Source organism: Nonomuraea sp. NPDC049028, from assembly GCF_043197735.1.
Taxonomy (GTDB): Bacteria; Actinomycetota; Actinomycetes; order Streptosporangiales; family Streptosporangiaceae; genus Nonomuraea.
Genome location: NZ_JBICTR010000012.1, coordinates 13,417 through 29,776, shown reverse-complemented (window position 1 = coordinate 29,776; position 16,360 = coordinate 13,417). Strand labels below are relative to the sequence as shown.

The 16,360-nt window shown below is 70.3% G+C and carries 14 protein-coding genes; 7 read left to right on the top strand and 7 right to left on the bottom strand.

The window, feature by feature from the left end; genetic code table 11:
* Positions 1-21 precede the first annotated feature (21 nt).
* Complete coding sequence (locus ACGFJ2_RS41555) at positions 22-1,110, top strand: trypsin-like serine peptidase (RefSeq protein WP_393477912.1); 1,089 nt, start codon at positions 22-24, stop codon at positions 1,108-1,110.
* Here ACGFJ2_RS41555 and ACGFJ2_RS41550 read toward each other — a convergent pair whose 3' ends face one another.
* Complete coding sequence (locus ACGFJ2_RS41550) at positions 1,111-2,538, bottom strand: aldehyde dehydrogenase family protein (RefSeq protein WP_393477910.1); 1,428 nt, start codon at positions 2,536-2,538, stop codon at positions 1,111-1,113. It lies immediately after the preceding gene.
* Positions 2,539-2,770: 232 nt separating this feature from the next.
* On the opposite strand from ACGFJ2_RS41550, the gene ACGFJ2_RS41545 reads away from it, so the two are divergent.
* The gene (locus tag ACGFJ2_RS41545) at positions 2,771-3,403 is read left to right on the top strand and encodes a TetR/AcrR family transcriptional regulator (RefSeq protein WP_357946438.1); all 633 of its coding nucleotides are present in this window, start codon (positions 2,771-2,773) and stop codon (positions 3,401-3,403) included.
* On the opposite strand, the gene ACGFJ2_RS41540 is transcribed toward ACGFJ2_RS41545, so the two are convergent.
* A complete protein-coding gene (locus ACGFJ2_RS41540; RefSeq protein WP_393477907.1) occupies positions 3,354-5,009 on the bottom strand; it encodes a PucR family transcriptional regulator in 1,656 nt (551 codons plus the stop codon). The two genes, ACGFJ2_RS41545 and ACGFJ2_RS41540, sit on opposite strands and share 50 nt — an antisense overlap.
* A gap of 89 nt (positions 5,010-5,098) precedes the next feature.
* On the opposite strand from ACGFJ2_RS41540, the gene gabT reads away from it, so the two are divergent.
* Together gabT and ACGFJ2_RS41530 are read left to right on the top strand one after the other, a co-directional pair.
* Positions 5,099-6,427 (top strand): 4-aminobutyrate--2-oxoglutarate transaminase, encoded by a 1,329-nt coding sequence (gene gabT, locus ACGFJ2_RS41535; RefSeq protein ID WP_364004659.1) that lies wholly within the window; start codon positions 5,099-5,101, stop codon positions 6,425-6,427.
* Between the two features lie 231 nt (positions 6,428-6,658).
* The gene (locus tag ACGFJ2_RS41530; protein ID WP_357946430.1) at positions 6,659-6,835 is read left to right on the top strand and encodes a hypothetical protein; all 177 of its coding nucleotides are present in this window, start codon (positions 6,659-6,661) and stop codon (positions 6,833-6,835) included.
* A gap of 45 nt (positions 6,836-6,880) precedes the next feature.
* On the opposite strand, the gene ACGFJ2_RS41525 is transcribed toward ACGFJ2_RS41530, so the two are convergent.
* From ACGFJ2_RS41525 to ACGFJ2_RS41510, 4 genes are all read right to left on the bottom strand, one after another.
* Positions 6,881-8,089, bottom strand: coding sequence for a saccharopine dehydrogenase C-terminal domain-containing protein (locus ACGFJ2_RS41525; RefSeq protein ID WP_357946428.1), 1,209 nt, complete (start codon positions 8,087-8,089; stop codon positions 6,881-6,883).
* A gap of 171 nt (positions 8,090-8,260) precedes the next feature.
* The gene (locus ACGFJ2_RS41520; RefSeq protein WP_358174736.1) at positions 8,261-9,379 is read right to left on the bottom strand and encodes an extracellular solute-binding protein; all 1,119 of its coding nucleotides are present in this window, start codon (positions 9,377-9,379) and stop codon (positions 8,261-8,263) included.
* 84 nt (positions 9,380-9,463) lie between these two features.
* The gene (locus tag ACGFJ2_RS41515; RefSeq protein WP_357946423.1) at positions 9,464-10,969 is read right to left on the bottom strand and encodes a CoA-acylating methylmalonate-semialdehyde dehydrogenase; all 1,506 of its coding nucleotides are present in this window, start codon (positions 10,967-10,969) and stop codon (positions 9,464-9,466) included.
* Positions 10,966-12,246 carry an aspartate aminotransferase family protein gene (locus ACGFJ2_RS41510; protein WP_393477901.1) on the bottom strand — a complete coding sequence of 427 codons (1,281 nt, stop codon included), beginning with the start codon at positions 12,244-12,246 and terminating at the stop codon, positions 10,966-10,968. The genes ACGFJ2_RS41515 and ACGFJ2_RS41510 overlap by 4 nt, the downstream gene beginning before the upstream one ends.
* Positions 12,247-12,444: 198 nt before the next feature.
* Here ACGFJ2_RS41510 and ACGFJ2_RS41505 point away from each other — a divergent pair, with 198 nt between their 5' ends.
* From ACGFJ2_RS41505 to ACGFJ2_RS41495, 3 genes are all read left to right on the top strand, one after another.
* Positions 12,445-13,068, top strand: a complete 624-nt coding sequence (locus ACGFJ2_RS41505) for an RNA polymerase sigma factor (RefSeq protein ID WP_357946418.1) — start codon at positions 12,445-12,447, stop codon at positions 13,066-13,068.
* Positions 13,061-14,053 carry a CU044_5270 family protein gene (locus tag ACGFJ2_RS41500; RefSeq protein ID WP_393477898.1) on the top strand — a complete coding sequence of 331 codons (993 nt, stop codon included), beginning with the start codon at positions 13,061-13,063 and terminating at the stop codon, positions 14,051-14,053. Before ACGFJ2_RS41505 ends, ACGFJ2_RS41500 begins: the two co-directional genes overlap by 8 nt.
* A gap of 148 nt (positions 14,054-14,201) precedes the next feature.
* Positions 14,202-14,900: an alternative oxidase gene (locus ACGFJ2_RS41495; protein WP_357946414.1), complete on the top strand. Its 699-nt coding sequence runs from the start codon at positions 14,202-14,204 to the stop codon at positions 14,898-14,900.
* On the opposite strand, the gene ACGFJ2_RS41490 is transcribed toward ACGFJ2_RS41495, so the two are convergent.
* On the bottom strand, positions 14,897-16,354 hold the full coding sequence (locus ACGFJ2_RS41490; RefSeq protein WP_364004684.1) for an MFS transporter: 1,458 nt from the start codon (positions 16,352-16,354) through the stop codon (positions 14,897-14,899). The genes ACGFJ2_RS41495 and ACGFJ2_RS41490 overlap by 4 nt on opposite strands.
* Positions 16,355-16,360: the final 6 nt, after the last annotated feature.

The window sequence follows — 16,360 nt, the reverse complement described above, 5'->3', positions numbered from 1 at the left end:
TGTGGTGCAGACTCGGGGGTCATGAGCCTGAGCATCCCCTTGCTGACAGCCGTACCGCTCGTCACGGGGCTGATGGGCCCCGCGCTCATCGGCGCCATGCCCGCCCAGCACCATGACCCCGCCCATCGCGTCGCCAAGCAGGTCGTGCACACGGCCAAGCGGACGGAGGTGGTCGAGCACGTGGCCGCCCGCAGCCCCGCCGAGCAGCGGCGCGTGCTCGACTACTGGACCCCGGCCCGGATGGCCGACGCCCTGCCGATCGACATGCTCGGCATCGTGACCAAGCGTGACGGCCTGCTGGGCGGCCTCGCCAAGAAGACGGGGATCGCCGCCGCACCCGGCCTGACCGGCGAGAAAGTGACCCGCGAGAGCGAGAAGGCCAGGATCCCCGTCCCCCGCCTCCAGTCGGCCCGGCCCCTGACCACCACGTCCGGCTCCCGCTGGCTGACCGGCGGCGCGGTGACCCGCACCACCGGCCGCGTCTTCCTGACCGTCAGCGGCATCGACTTCGTGTGCTCGGCGAGCACGGTCAAGAGCGCGAGCAGGGACCTCGTGGTCACCGCCGGCCACTGCGTCAAGGACGGCACCGGCGAGTGGGCGGCCAACTGGCAGTTCGTGCCCGGCTACCGCGACGGCGGCGGCCACCCCTACGGCCAGTACGCCGCCCGCCGCATGTTCGTCACCGGCCCGTGGGCGCACTCCGCCGACGACAGCTACGACGTGGGCATGGTGGCCCTGACGACCGCGGAGAGCCAGCACGTCACCGACGTGGTCGGCGGCCAGCAGATCGCCTTCAACGGCGCGCGCGGCGGCCAGACGTTCGGCTTCGGCTTCCCGGCCGACCCGCCCTACGACGGCGAGCACCTGGTCTACTGCGCGGGCCGCCTGCGCGGCGACCCCTACGAGCAGACCCGCGACCAGGGCCTGGGCTGCGACATGACGGCCGGCTCCAGCGGCGGCCCGTGGCTGTCGGGCTTCGACCCCGCCACGGGCACCGGCGAGATCACGTCGCTGAGCAGCTTCAAGTACAGCGACGACCAGCGCACCATGTACGGCCCGTACTTCGGCGACGCCGCCAAGGCCCTGTTCGACACGGCCCAGCGGGCGTAGCTAGAGCGACAGGCCAGTCAGCACCATGACCTTCTCGTAGGTGTAGTCCTGCATCGCCGAGTGCAGACCCTCGCGGCCGACGCCGGAGTCCTTCACGCCGCCGTACGGCATCTGGTCGGCCCGGTACGACGGCACGTCGCCGATGATCACGCCACCCACCTCCAGCTCCCGGTTGGCCCGGAAGGCCGCGTCCAGCGACCGCGTGAACACTCCGGCCTGGAGGCCGTACCTGGAGTCGTTGACCATCGCGTACGCCTCGTCGATGTTCGCGGCCGGCTGCAGGACCATGACCGGCCCGAAGACCTCCTCGCGCAGGACCTTGGCGTCGGAGGGCACGTCGGCCAGGACGGTGGGCGCGTACGTGGCGCCCTCGCGGGCGCCGCCCGCGAGCACGCGGGCGCCCCCGTCGACCGCCTCCTGGACCCACTGCTCGACGCGTTCGGCGGCGTGGACCGAGACCAGCGGTCCGACCTGCGTCTTCTCGTCGGCCGGATCGCCGGTCACGAGCCCGCCGACGGCCGGGAGCAGGCGCTCGACGAAGGCGTCGTAGACGGGCTGCTCGACGATCACCCGCTGCACGGCGATGCAGCTCTGACCGGCCTGGTAGTTGGAGAACAGCGCGACGCGCTGGGCCGCCCAGTCGAGGTCGGCGTCGCTCAGCACGACGGCCGCGGCGTTGCCGCCGAGTTCGAGCGTCACGTGCTTGCGCGGGATCTGATCGGCGATCGCGTAGCCGACCGGCGCGGAGCCGGTGAACGACACCACCGGCAGCCTGGGATCCTCCACCAGAACGGAGGCGCGCTCGTTCTCGACCGGCAGCACGGAGAACATCCCGGCGGGCAGGTCGGTCTCGGCCAGGAGCTCGCCGAGCAGGAGCGAGGTGAGCGGCGTGGCCGGCGCCGGCTTGACGATGATGGGCGCGCCGACGGCGATGGCGGGCGCGACCTTGTGAGCGACCAGGTTCAGCGGGAAGTTGAACGGCGTGATCGCGAGCACCGGCCCGTACGGCAGACGGGAGACGTACGCCAGGCGCCCGGCGGCGGCGGGCTCGGTGTCGAGCCGCTGCACACCGCCCGACCAGCGGCGGGTCTCCTCGGCGGCGAAGCGGAAGGTGGCGATCGCGCGGGTGACCTCGCCACGAGCCCAGAAGATCGGCTTGCCGTTCTCGGCGGTGATCAGGTGGGCGATCTCATCGGCCCGCTCGGCGATGCGGCGCGAGACATGGGCCAGCGCCTCGGCGCGTACGTGCGCGGGGAGCGCGGCGGCCTGTCCGGCGACCGCGTGGGCGGCCGCGACGGCCTCCTCGACCTGGGCGTCGGTCGGCACGGAATAGCGGCCGACGTCGCGACCGTCGTGGGGATTGGTCACGGTGAGCTGGGAGTCGCCGGTGGCTGGCCGGCCCGCGAGCCAGAAGGTACGCACGTCCATGTTCTCGACGTTATGCCAAGGCCACGATCGGGGACGTACACCACCGTGCACAAGACCCCCACCAGACCTCACCGTTAAGTACAACCTCCCTTGCCTACCCAGGATGTAACAGAAGTAGACCTAATTCGGGATGTTTACCATGCAGGGCGGTTTGAACTTTCTCCCGGCTGGCTAAGTCATCGTGTGCGGGTCCTCAGCGCGGCGGGCCCCCGACGCAGAAAGGCGTGGCCCCATGACCTCCTCGGCGCCTCTCGGGCTCCAAGGCGCCTACTTGCTCGGTGAGCGGGCCACCCATGACGAACTGCGTTCCCGGCTTCTCGACGTCGCGGTCAACCTGCTGCTCAGCGACGGCCCCGAGAGCTTGACCATGCGCAGGATCGCCACGGAGGCCGGCTGCACGACGACGGTCATCTACACGATGTTCGGCAACAGGGAAGGGCTGGCGGAGGCCCTCTACCTGGAGGGATTCGAGCGTTTCCGGCGCTTTCTGGACGCGGTCCCGCAGCGGCGGGACGCCCTCGAGAACCTCACCGCGCTCGGCCCCGCCTACCGTCAGGCGTGTCTGGCCGAGCCCGGCTACTACAGCTTGATGTTCGAGCGGGCGATCCCCGGTTTCGAACCCAGCGAGCGGGCCAGGACATTGGCCCGCGCGGCGCTCAACATCCTCGACCGGGTGATCGCCGACTGCATCTCCGCCGGGTACCTCGTCCCGACCCAGCCCCGCAAGATCGCCGACGCGCTGTGGGCCGCCGCCCAGGGCGCGATCAGCCTGGAGCGGGCCGGTCACCTGCGCGACGGCCGCACCTACGAGGCGGTCACGACGGCGACGATCTGCTGCTACCTGGTGGACAGGCAGAAGAAGTAGCCGCCAGCGCGATCCAGAGCTCGGCACGCACTCCGGGATCGTCCAGGTCCCTGCCCAGCAGTTCGGTGACCCGCTTCATGCGGTAGCGGAGCGTGTGGCGGTGGATGCCGAGCCGCTGGGCCGCCGCGTCCCAGTGGCCATTGCTGCCGATGTAGGCGCGCAGCGACTCGACCAGGTCGGCCCGCGAGCCGTACCTGGCGAGGGGCGCGAGCATCGCCGCCGCGAACGCCTGGGCGGCGGCGGGGTCGAGCAGGGTGAGCAGGCCCTGGCCGGCGAGGTCGGCGAACCTGACGAGGCCGTCACGGCCGCTCTCGAACGCCCGCCGGGCCTGGTCGAGCGCGCCGGGCAGCTCACCGTACGCGCTGGGCGCGCTCATCCCGACGGTCCCCTCGGCGAGCGCGGCCACCTTCTCGGCCTCCGCCGCGGCCACCAGCACCACGACCGGCAACCCGAGCGGAGCGGCATCAGGGAGGCGGGCGGCTTCGTTAGTGCGGGCGGCTTCGTTAGTGCGGGCGGCTTCGTTAGTGCGGGCGGCTTCGGGAATGCGGGCGGCTTCGGGAAAGCGGGCGGTTTCAGGGACGTGGGCGGTTTCAGGGACGTGGGCGGTGAAGGCGTGCGGCTCCACCGCGTCGAGCGCGTCGCCCGCCACCGCCAGCACGACCACCGGTTCCTCCGGCAGCCGCCCGCCGAGCGGCGCCAGCACCGCGCGCGCCCGCTCCACACAGGCCGGCCCCGCGCGCCCCTCCCCCTTACCTCCGTCCAGCAGGAGCCCCAGTACGGCCGAGCGCACCCGGCGCTCGGCCTCCCGCTGGGCGCCGCCCTGCTCGACGGCCAGCGTGAGCAGCGATCCGGCCGCGTTGATGACCGTCTGCGTGACGGGCGAGAACGCCCGGGACGCCCCGACCACGAAGAACCCGCGCGGCCTCGGCCCCCCGCCCAGCGGCTGCAGGACGACGTGCTCGTCCGGCCCGGACAGCGCCAGGCTCGCGGGCGGCCGCCCGTTGGCCCCGCCGCCCCGCCAGACACCGTGCTCGCCGCGCAGCCGGGCCAGTTCGCGGGCCGCCGCCTCGGCCTTGGCGGCGCGGGTGGCGTGGCGTACCTCGCCGTGCTCGTCCAGCAGCGCGGCCCAGCCACCGACCTCCTTGGCCAGCCGGTCGATGACCGCGTACGGGCCCTCGGTCCGCAGGGCGGCCCGCGTGAGGCGGCCCTGGGCGGCGAAGGCGCGGGTGATCTCGTCGTACTGCTCGGCGGCCAGCAGGTCGCTGACCGCCTTGCCGACCGCGATGAACGGCGTCTCGCGCGGCACCTCCAGCAGCGGCAACCCGGCCGCCGTGGCCGCCGCCAGCAGCGCGGGCGGCACCTCTTCGTGCGAGAGCCCGACGCCGAGGGCGAGCCCGGCCACGCCACGTGCCACGAGGCGGGCGACATATTGCGAAAAGTCGCCTTCCAGGCGCATACCCGTGGTCAGGAGGAGCTCGTCGCCCTCCAGGTAGGGTGTCGGATCCTCCAGCTCGCTGACGGCCACCCAGCGCACGACCGAGTCCAAGGTGCCGGCCAGCGGCCGCAGCCCTGTCCGTCGCACCACGGTCCGCAGCGAAGGCGCCATACGAGTTGTCCATTCCGGCAAAGACGGGCACTCCAGTGTGACATATCGACGCATCGGACCAGGTGGGCGCCCGGCGTAGCGTCGGGCGCATGAGCATTCCGCAGGAGCGTCGTCTCGTCACCGCGATCCCAGGCCCGAAATCGCAGGAGTTGCTGGCCCGCAAGCAGGCCGCCGTGCCCCCGGGCATCGGCACCGCGCTGCCGGTGTTCGTGACGCGCGCCGGCGGCGGCGTGGTCCAGGACGCCGACGGCAACTCGCTGATCGACTTCGGCTCCGGCATCGCCGTGACCAGCGTCGGCAACGCCGCGCCCAAGGTGGTCGAGCGGGTCCAGGAGCAGGTCGCCGACTTCACCCACACCTGTTTCATGGTCACCCCGTACGAGTCGTACGTGGAGGTATGCGAGAAGCTCAACGAGCTGACCCCCGGCGACCACGAGAAGCGCACGGTCCTGCTGAACACCGGCGCCGAGGCCGTCGAGAACGCCGTCAAGATCGCCAGGCACGCCACGGGCCGCCCGGCGGTCGTCGTGTTCGACCACGGCTACCACGGCCGCACGCTGCTGACCATGACGCTGACGGCCAAGAACCTGCCCTACAAGCAGGGCTTCGGCCCGTTCGCGCCGGAGGTGTACCGGGTGCCGCTGGCCTACCCGTTCCGCTGGCCGACGGGCCCGGAGAACTGCGCTGAGGAGGCCGCCGCGCAGGCCATCGACATGATCGTCAAGCAGATCGGCGCCGAGAACGTCGCCGCCGTGGTGATCGAGCCGATCGCCGGCGAAGGCGGGTTCATCGAGCCGGCCAAGGGTTTCCTGCCGAGGATCGCCGAGTTCTGCCGGGACAACGGCATCGTGTTCGTCGCCGACGAGGTGCAGACCGGCTTCGCCCGTACCGGGCAGATGTTCGCCTGCGAGGACGAGGGCATCGTGCCCGACCTCATCACCACCGCCAAGGGCATCGCGGGCGGCCTCCCGCTCGCCGCCGTCACCGGCCGCGCGGAGATCATGGACAAGGTGCACTCCGGCGGCCTGGGCGGCACGTACGGCGGCAACCCGGTCGCCTGCGCGGCCGCGCTGGGCGTGCTGGAGACCATCGCGGAGGAGGACCTGGTCGCCAAGGCCCGCCGCATCGGCGAGATCATGCTCCCCCGCCTCCACGCGCTGCGCGAGCGCTTCGACGTGATCGGCGATGTGCGCGGCCGAGGGGCGATGATCGCCGTCGAGCTGGTCCAGCCGGGCACGAAGGAGCCGAACCCGGCCGCGCTCGCCGAGGTCGTCCGGCGCTGCCACGCGGAAGGCCTGCTGGTGCTCACCGCGGGCACGTACGGCAACGTGCTGCGCTTCCTGCCGCCGCTGGTCATGCCCGAGCACCTGCTTGAGGAGGGTCTCGGCATCCTGGAGAAAGCTTTCGCTGAACTGTAGGAAACGCGCGAAACGGGCATCCAGCTTGTGGCTGGATGCCCGTTTTTGTAGGTGTAAGGCGTGTGAGCCGGGTAGAGAATTCACCCGGGCTTGACGCTGCCCTAGACGATCAGGAGCGCCCCCGGGCTTATAACGGATCCGGTATACGAGTGGCCGACCGCTGCTGGGAGCATGATGAACTGGGGTCCGACAGGAACGGCACAGAGAATGTTGACGTTCGACCCTGATGGTTTGAGCCGGGCACAGCTCGAGGGCGAAGCCTGCGTGGTCTGCCACAAGAGGTGGCCCAGGCCGCGCGTCCGCGTCGGGCGCTTCCCCGACGACTCTCCCGTGCTGGCCTGCGGCGACTGCGCCGAAGCGCTCATCCCGGCGCCGATGGCCACAGTGGTCGCCTTCCCAGCGCGCTAGAGCCTTTCCGCGCGTCAGAGCCTTTTCCGCGCGCTGGAGACGGCGTCAGGCGGCCGCCTCGCGGATCCGCCAGGGCGAGCCGTACTCGGTCAGCAGGTCGAGGAACGGCACCGCGTCGAATGCCTCCGGCCCCAGCACGCCCGTGCCCTTCCAGGCACCGCGGGCCAGCAGCTCCAGCGCGACCACGGGGTGGACGGCGGTCTGCCAGACGACGGCCTGCGAGCCGTACTCGCGCATCGACCAGGCGTTGTCGACCACGTGATAGAGGTACACCTCGCGGGGCCCGCCGTCCTTGCCGGTGCCCTTCACCCAGGTGCCCGCGCACGTCTTGCCGTGCATCCGGTCACCGAGGGTCGCCGGGTCGGGCAGGCTCGCCGCCACCAGGTCACGCGGCGCCACGTCGGCACCGCCCACCCTGATCTTGTCGGCGCTGTCCAGCCCGAGCTTGTGCAGGGTCTTGAGCACGCCGATGAACTCCTCGCCCAGCCCGTACTTGAACGTCACCCGCTTCGCCGGGATCCAGCGGGGCACGAGCAGCACCTCCTCGTGCTCGACGTTCACGCACTCCACGGGGCCGATGCCCTCGGGGAAGTCGAACACCTCGGGCTCGCTGAACGGCTCGGTCGTGTGCCACCGCCCGTCCTCCCAGACGACGGGCGGATTGAGGCACTCCTCGATCGTCGTCCAGATGGAGAACGTCGGCGCGAAGTCGTAGCCGTCCACGACCAGGTTCGAGCCGTCCCTGACGCCGATCTCGTCGATGCCGTCGAACAGGTGGTCGGCGGCGTAGCGGGCGAACACGTCGGCCAGCCCCGGCTCCACGCCCATCCCGACGAGCGCGAGCCGGTCCCGCGCCCGCCACTCCTCGTCGCGCGCGAACTGCTCGTCACCCAGCTTCACCCCCGGCATCTCGTACGGCCGGCTGGAGTGCGGTCTGGACAGCGACATCGCCATGTCCAGGTAGTCCGCCCCGGCCGCCAGCGCCGCCTCGAACAGCGGCATCGTGAACCGCGGATCGACGGCGTTGAACAGCACGTCGCACCGGTGCTCCCGGAGCGCCGCCGCCACCGCCGCCCGATCGGCGGCGTCGAGGCTGATCGCGCTGAAGCGGGGATCGTCCACGCCGGCGACGGCTCGCGCCGCCCGGCTCTGTTGGGAGTCGGCGACCACGATGTGTTCGAAGAAATCTCGGCGCGCGGCGATGGGCACGACAGCGGAGCCGACGCCGCCGGCGCCGACCAGAAGGATTCTCATGACCAGAACATACTCACTGACTGGTCATTCAGTCGAATTTTCGGCCAGTCCTCCGGAAAAGCGAGACGCCCCGGAGCGGGGGGAGGCCCGGGGCGTCTCTGCAGGCACGGCCCAGCGGGGGGACGGGGCGAGCCTGCGGCGAAAGTCATGTGTGGGTAAAGCAGCCCCCGCTCAATTCACCAGTGTGCCCCACTGTTTGCTCCATGTGGCGTAATCAGTGCATTCCCCCTCAGATCCCCGGCAACCCCCTGGCGGCCGAGCGGCGAAGGCGACCCGGTCGAGCCACTTCGGCTTGTCGGCTCCGTACGCGTCGCACATCTGCTTGGCCCGCCCTTTGCACGCCTTGGGGTTGGCCGGCGCCAGACCGACCCAGGCGGCCGCGTCACGCTGGGCCGACGGCGCCGCCATCCAGCTCAGCCAGCGGTAGGCGCAGTCGGTGTTGGGGATGTTCGCGCCGAGCATCCAGGAGTCGAGCCAGCCGGTCATCTTGCGCGCGCTGACCGCCTTGATCGGCTTGCCGGCCTTCTGCAGGAGCAGGCGGTAGTACGGCGTGGCCTGGGCGTAGTCGAGCGAGCCCGTGGCGAAGCCCTTGACCAGTTCGAGCGGGTTCTTCCAGTAAGTGCGGCCCTTGCGCTCGCTCAGCAGCGCCATCGCCCGGTCCAGCTGGCTCTTGGTCAGCTCGAAGGGGTCGTCCACGCTGCCGTCGGTGAGCGCCGCGTCGGCGATGGTCAGCGGGCCCTCCTTGAGCGACACCCGGTCCGACTGGAAGACCTGCTTGAGGCCGCCGTCCTTGACCTTGGTCGAGTCGTAAAGGAACTCGTGGAACCCCCACAGGTACGGCACGCCGTAGACCTTGCCCGACACCTTGGTCATGTCGCGAAAACGCTTGGTCAGGTCGTCGTAACCGGTGACCTTGGCCGGATCGATGGGCTGCGCCTGCCTGCGCTCGATCATCGAGGCGGCCAGCACCGGGCCGGCCGAGATCACGTCGTAGGAGCGCTGGTCGACGTACGTCGCCATGTCGTCGGCGGTCTGCACGGTGTCGAGGCGGGCGATGCGGCAGCCGGTCGTCTTCTCGAAGTCGCCCACCCAGTTGACCCTGGGGCTGGTGCCGCCGTATTCGGCGTAGCCGCGGTAGGTGAGGATCTGCAGCGTGCCGTCGCCCTGCGTCGGACTCGCCGACGGGGTGGGGGTCGGGGACGGGGTCTGCTTCGGCGATGGGACCGCCGCCCCCATGCTGGCGATCAGAGCCGTCATGGCCAGCGCCATGGCAGGTATGCGGCGATCCACGTTCCTCCCTCGTCCGTGTGCTGGAGTTTATCGGGCACACGACGGGGAGGGACGCCTGGCGCGTCCCTCCCCGGTGGAGATCGCTCACCCGTTGGTGGGGAAGCCCAGGTTCACGCCGCCGTGCGACGGGTCGAGCCAGCGCGAGGTGACGACCTTGCCGCGGGTGTAGAAGTGGACGCCCTCGGTGCCGTGCACGTGCGTGTCGCCGAACAGCGACGCCTTCCAGCCGCCGAAGCTGTAGAACGCCATCGGCACCGGGATCGGCACGTTGATGCCGATCATGCCGACCTCGACCTCGTTCTGGAAGCGCCGGGCCGCGCCGCCGTCGTTGGTGAAGATCGCGGTGCCGTTGCCGTACGCGCCGCCGTTGATGAGCTGCAGGCCCTCCTCGTACGAGCCGACGCGGACGATCGTCAGGACCGGGCCGAAGATCTCCTCGGTGTGCACCCGCGAGCCGGCCGGCACGTGGTCGAGCACGGTCGGGCCGAGCCAGAAGCCGGGCGTCTCCGACGCCTTGCCGCCGCCTTCGACACGCGTGTCCCGGCCGTCCACGACCAGCTTGGCGCCCTCCTCGACGCCGAGGTCGAGGTAGGAGGCGACCTTGTCGCGGTGCGCCTCGGTGACCAGCGGCCCCATCTCGGACCTGGGGTCGGAGCCGGGGCCGATCACCAGCTTGTCGACGCGCTCGACGATCTTCTGGACGAGCTCGTCGCCCACCGGGTCGACGGCCAGCACGACGGAGATCGCCATGCACCGCTCGCCGGCCGAGCCGAAGCCCGCCGACACGGCCGAGTCGGCGACCAGGTCGAGGTCGGCGTCGGGCAGGACGAGCATGTGGTTCTTGGCCCCGCCGAGCGCCTGCACCCGCTTGCCGTGGCTGGTGCCGGTCTCGTAGACGTACTTGGCGATGGGGGTCGAGCCGACGAAGGAGACGCCGCGCACGTCGGGGTGCTCCAGCAGCCGGTCGACGGCGACCTTGTCGCCCTGGACGACGTTGAAGACGCCGTCGGGCAGCCCGGCCTCCTGCCAGAGCCGCGCCATGAGCAGCGACGCGGACGGGTCCTTCTCCGACGGCTTGAGCACGAACGCGTTGCCGCAGGCGATCGCGATCGGGTACATCCACATCGGCACCATGGCCGGGAAGTTGAACGGCGTGATGCCGGCCACCACCCCGAGCGGCTGGCGCAGCGAATAGGAGTCGACCCGGGTCGAGACGCCCTCGGAGAAGCCGCCCTTGAGCAGGTGCGGGATCCCGCAGGCGAACTCCACGACCTCCAGGCCGCGAGCGACCTCGCCGAGCGCGTCGGAGTGCACCTTCCCATGCTCGGCCGAGATGAGCGCGGCCAGTTCGTCGCGGTGGGCGTACATCAGCTCGCGGAAGCGGAACAGCACCTGCGCCCGCTTGGTCAGCGAGGCGTCCCGCCAGGCGGGGAAGGCCGCCACGGCGGCGGCCACGGCCGCGTCGACATCGGCGGCCGAGGCCAGCGCGACGTGCCCGCTGACCTCGCCGGTCGACGGGTCGAAGATCTCCTGGGTACGGCTGTCGCCGTCCGTCAGAGCTCCGTTGATCCAGTGCTTGACAAACTTCACTGCGTCGCTGCCTCTGCGTTGATGACTTCCAGTGCGTGCACGATGATGCTCAAGCCCTCCGCGGCCTCGTCCACTGTGAGGGTGAGCGGCGGGGCCATGCGGATGGCGGTGCCGTACAGGCCGCCCTTGCCCGCGAGCAGACCCGACTTCTTGGTCTCCTCCATGAACCGCGCGGCCTGCGCGGGGCTCTCCAGCTCGACGGCGAACATCAGGCCCTTGCCGCGCACGGCCTTGATGATCGGCAGCCGCTCGGCCGCCGCCCGCAGGCCATCGGCGATGATCTTGCCGGTCCTGGCGGCGTTGGCCTGGAGATCGTGGTCGAGCACGTAGTCGAGCGTGGCGTTGGCGGCGGCCATGGAGATCGGGTTGCCGCCGAACGTGGCCAGGCCCACGGCGGGCAGGCTGTCCATCAGGTCGCCGCAGGCCACGACGCCACCGACCGCGAACCCGTTGCCCAGGCCCTTGGCGAAGGTCATCATGTCGGGCGTCACGCCGTGGTTCTGGATGCCGAAGAACGCGCTGCCGGTGCGCCCCCAGCCCGTCTGCACCTCGTCGGAGATGAACAGGATGCCCTGCTCGTCCAGGACCTCCTTGTAGGCGGCGAACAGCCCGTCGGGGGCCATCGTGAACCCGCCCACACCCTGGATGGGCTCGGCGATCAGCGCCGCCACGTCGTTGGAGACGGCCGTGGCCAGCACGTGGCGCAGGTCGTCGACGCAGGCCGCGATGTAGTCGGCGTCCGACAGACCCTTGAACTGGGTCAGGTGCCGGTCGGCCCCGTGCAGGAAGTGCACATTCAGCGGAGAGAGCGAGTTGTTCTTCCACGTCCGGTTGGAGGTGACGCTGATCGCGCCGAAGCTGCGGCCGTGGTAGCTCTGCCGCATGGCGAGCACCTGGTCGCTCTTGCGCGCGTAGGTGGCCAGCAGCAGCGCGGTCTCGTTCGCCTCGGTGCCGGAGTTGGTGAAGAAGACCTTGGCATCGGGGATGCCGGAGAGCCTGGCGATCTTCTCCGCCAGCTCGATCTGGCCGCGCAGCAGGTAGACCGTACTGGTGTGGACGACTCCCGTGGCGAGCTGACGCTCGACGGCCTCGCGCACCTCGGGCACGTCGTACCCGATCATGTTGGTGAGGATGCCGGCGAAGAAGTCGAGGTAGCTCTTGCCATCGGCGTCGACGACGCGATTGCCCTTGCCACTGACGATCTCGATCGGCTCGTTGTAGTTGAGTGCCACCCAGTTGGGGATCACTGCCCGGTGGCGGGCGAGAAGCTCCGACATGCTTCGAGTATCCCGGCTCGTCATCGCCACACCCACCTCCAACGTGTCCACAGGACACCAAATCCCCTTACATGATGTCTTGCAGACTCCTGCGCCAACTTCGACCATATGTCAGGACATAAGGACTTACAACTCCCGAGAACTCATATCGCGGTATCGGGTGAAAGGGGCTGACAGTATCGGCGACGGGAGTACCGGGTGGTTGTGGAAACAGAGTCGGCCGACGGCGGCGCGGTGTTGAGCGGCATGGACGACGCCGAGGTGATCCGGCGCTCCCACAGCGATCCGGGCGCTTTCGCCGCGCTGTTCGACCGGCACGCGCCCGCCTTACATCGCTACGTCACCCGCCGTCTGGGGGACTCGCTGGCCGACGACATCGTCGCGGAGACGTTCCTGGCCGCGTTCAGGCGGCGCGAACACTACGACCCCGGGCGCGCCGATGCCCGCCCCTGGCTGTACGGCATGGCCGCCAACCTCATCGGCCACCATCGCCGCCGGGAGGTCAGGTCCTACCTGGCGCTGGCCAGGACCGGGATCGACGAGGTGGCGGAGGGTTACACGGACCGGGTGGAGGCCCGCGTGTCGGCCTCGGCCGTGCACCGGGAGCTGGCCGAGGCGCTGGCCGCGCTCTCCGCCGACGACCGGGAGGTGCTCCTGCTGGTCGCCTGGGCGCAGCTCAGCTACGAGGAGGTCGCCAGGGCGCTCGACATCCCCCTCGGAACCGTCCGCTCCCGGCTGCACCGGGCCAGGAAACGCACCCGCGCCGCGCTGGGCGGCGTCGACCCCACCGCGATCACCGACGAGGAGGCCGACCGTGGATGACCTGAACCTGCTCCAGGGGCTACGCGCGGACGCGCCGGAGCCCGACGCGGCCCGGCTCGCGGCCCTGCGCGACCGCCTCACCTCGGCCACGACCGCGACGGTCTCGCCTCCTGAGCGGCGCCGGCTGTGGCGGCCCCTCGCCAGGCGCGCGCTGCTCGCCGGGACCCTGGCGGCCGGACTGGTGGTCGCGCTGACATTCGCCGGGCCCGCCCACGAGAGCCGTCCCACGCGTCCGGCGCCCAGCATGCGCCCGGGCAGCCTCCTGCTGCTGGAGCAGGCGGCCACGGCGGTCGAGAACAAGACCTCCTCGACTCCGCGCCCCGACCAGTGGGTTTACACCATGTCCAAGGTCGTGCAGCCCGGCGACGGCCGCGTGACCACCCAAGAGAGCTGGTTCAGATACGACGGAAAGCAGCGCGCCGACTTCTTGGACGGCGAGCTGAAGGTCTCCGATGTCCCGCCGGACCCGGACGACGACGACCTTTCGCCGCAGAAGTACCACGACAGGCTGACGGCCCTGCCGACCGAGCCCGACAAGCTGCTCGCGAAGGTCTCGCGCGACAGGCATTGGAGCGACCTGCCGAAAGAGGACCCAGGCGCCGGCGAGCCGGCCGACGACCGGGCGTATCGGGTCCTCTCGGTCTACCTGGAGCAGCAGGCCGTCATGCCGCCGAAGCTGGAGGCCGCGATCTTCCGGGCCATGGCGAGGATCCCCGGCGTCAAGATCGCCGTGGACGTCCCCGACGCGGAGGACCGGCTGGGCATCGGCGTCTACTACGAGCCGAAGGGGCAGCAGGTCACCACGGAGTACCTCGTCCTCGATCCGGCGACCTACCACCTGCTCGGCCGTCGCACGATCTGGAACCGCGACGAGTGGATCACCATGCCGGGCAAGGCACCGGAGCCGGCCTTCGAGGCGGGCAGCTTCTGGGCGTCCGCCGAGCTGAGGTCCGGCATCGTCGACAAGCCCGGGCAGATCCCCTAGGGGATCTCCCGTCCGCCCGCGGGCGTACGACCGCCTTGATCGCTACGCCCGCGGGGGCACCACGATTGCCCACCGGAGGCCGACGACCGGCCACCCCCCGCTCCCCCACCATCGAGTCATCACCGAAGAAGACTCAGGGAGAGCGGACATGACCATCACCGTGGACCACCGGCCCGACGTGCACCCCGGCCCGCCGAAGCTCGACCGCGAGCAGTTGCTCCGCGCCGAGCGGGACACGCTCGACACCCCGCGCATGAAGTACAGCCTGCTGGCCAAGATGATGTTCAAGCCCGTCGACCTCATGTACGGCAAGCAGGGCTCGTTCACCAAGTTCGCCATGCTGGAGATCATCGCCCGCGTGCCGTACCAGGCGTGGGAGCGCATGGGCTACTGGGCGGTGCACCGCCACGCGGGCCGCTCGGGCCTGGCCAGGCGGGTCTTCGAGCGCATCGTGGAGGCCCGCACCGATCAGGACAACGAGCAGTGGCACCTGCTGATCATGCAGGACCTCGTCCAGCGGCACGGTCTCAAGCAGAACTGGCTGCTGCACAAGGCGGCGCCGTGGCTGATCTCGTTCTTCTACTACCACGTGTCGTGGGTGCTGTTCCTGGTCCGGCCCGACTGGAGTTACCGGTTGAACGCGGAGTTCGAGGACCACGCGGAGCACGAGTACATGACGTTCGTGGCGGACAACCCCGGCCTGGACTTCGTCCCCGACCCGGGCACCTACGCCGCCGAGTACGGCCGCTACCACTCGGTGGCCGACCTGCTGCGGCAGGTCGGCCACGACGAGCGGACCCACAAACTGGACAGCCTGGAGGCCATGCGTGAGCCTCGCATCCGCTAGACCGGGGCGGACTCGGTGGTGTCGGCGGTGACTGCGGGAGCGGCCGGCCGCAGCACCGCGAGGGCGAGCAGCGCGGCCGCCACGCAGAACCCGGCCCCGACCCAGGAACCGAAGTGCATCGCGTCGGTGAAGGCCGCGCGGGCGGGCTCCACGATGCCCAGGTTGAAGGCGCCGCCGATCGACTCCCTGGCCGCCTCGGGCGCGTCGGCGGGCATCGCCGAGGTGAACACCCCGGCCAGCACGCTGCCCAGGATGGCGATGCTCATGGCCATGCCGACCTGCTGCACGGTGTCGTTCAGCGCGGAGCCGACCCCCGCGTGCTCCATGGGGATGGCCCCCATCAGCGACGCGTAGGCCGCGGGCCCGGCGAGGCCGCCACCGACGCCCATGATCAGCAGCGCGGTGAGCACCGCGACGTAGCCGGTGGTCGTGGCGAGCACCACGAAACCGCCGCACATGACCACCAGCCCTGTGGAGATCAGCACCCGGTTGCTGGCCTTCTTGCCCAGTCCGGCGCCGACCACGTTGAAGACGGTCGCGGCGATGGCGTACGGCAGCAGCGCCAGACCGGCCTGCATGGGCCCGTAACCGAGCACGAACTGCAGATACTGCGTCAGCATCAGCATCACGGCGCCGGCCCCGAACGACATCAGCAGGATCGAGAACGACGCCCCGCTGAAGTTGCGGTTCCTGAACAGTTCGAGCGGCAGCATCGGGTGGTCCGACCGCCGCTCCCAGATCACGAACGCGCCGAGCGCGACCACGGCGATGGCGATGCCGACCGGGTTCCACTCGCGCTCGATGATGACATAGACGGCCGAGGTCAGGCCGATGATCGACAGCACCACGCCCACCGGGTCGATCTTCCGGCCCGCGCTGCGGGTCTCCGGCATCAGCGTCACGGCGGCGACGACCGCGATCAGCGCGATGGGGATGTTCAGCAGGAAGACCGAGCCCCACCAGTAGTGGTCGAGCAGGAAGCCGCCCAGCGTGGGGCCCGCGATCACCCCCACCATGGCGACGGCGCTCCACGCGGCCATGGCCTTGCGCCGCTCCTCCTCGTCGAAGACGGTCATCAGGATGGACAGTGTCGAGGGCATCAGCAGCGACCCGCCGATGCCCATGAGGGCCCGCGACCCGATCACCTGCCACGGCTCGGACGACAGCACCGCCAGCAGCGACGCGCCGCCGAAGAAGAGCAGGCCGATGATCAGGAACCGCCGGCGCCCGAACCGGTCGGACAGACTGCCCGCGGTTAACAGCAGACCGGCGTAGGCCAGCACGTAGGCGTCAATGATCCATTGGATGTCGCCGGGGCTCGCGCCCAGATCCTTGATCAGTTTGGGGATGGCCAGGTTGAGGACAGTGTTGTCGACGACCAGGACCAGGAGTGACAGACAGAGGACGCCGAGAATCCACCAACGACGGGGATCTCGCACAGTGTTCGATTCCACTCGCAC

Coding starts and splice junctions, on each gene's coding strand:
- ACGFJ2_RS41555 (WP_393477912.1), top strand. CDS start 22: ATGAGCCTGAGCATCCCCTTGCTGACAGCCGTACCGCTCGTCACGGGG.
- ACGFJ2_RS41550 (WP_393477910.1), bottom strand. CDS start 2,538: ATGGACGTGCGTACCTTCTGGCTCGCGGGCCGGCCAGCCACCGGCGAC.
- ACGFJ2_RS41545 (WP_357946438.1), top strand. CDS start 2,771: ATGACCTCCTCGGCGCCTCTCGGGCTCCAAGGCGCCTACTTGCTCGGT.
- ACGFJ2_RS41540 (WP_393477907.1), bottom strand. CDS start 5,009: ATGGCGCCTTCGCTGCGGACCGTGGTGCGACGGACAGGGCTGCGGCCG.
- gabT (WP_364004659.1), top strand. CDS start 5,099: ATGAGCATTCCGCAGGAGCGTCGTCTCGTCACCGCGATCCCAGGCCCG.
- ACGFJ2_RS41525 (WP_357946428.1), bottom strand. CDS start 8,089: ATGAGAATCCTTCTGGTCGGCGCCGGCGGCGTCGGCTCCGCTGTCGTG.
- ACGFJ2_RS41510 (WP_393477901.1), bottom strand. CDS start 12,246: ATGTCGGAGCTTCTCGCCCGCCACCGGGCAGTGATCCCCAACTGGGTG.
- ACGFJ2_RS41495 (WP_357946414.1), top strand. CDS start 14,202: ATGACCATCACCGTGGACCACCGGCCCGACGTGCACCCCGGCCCGCCG.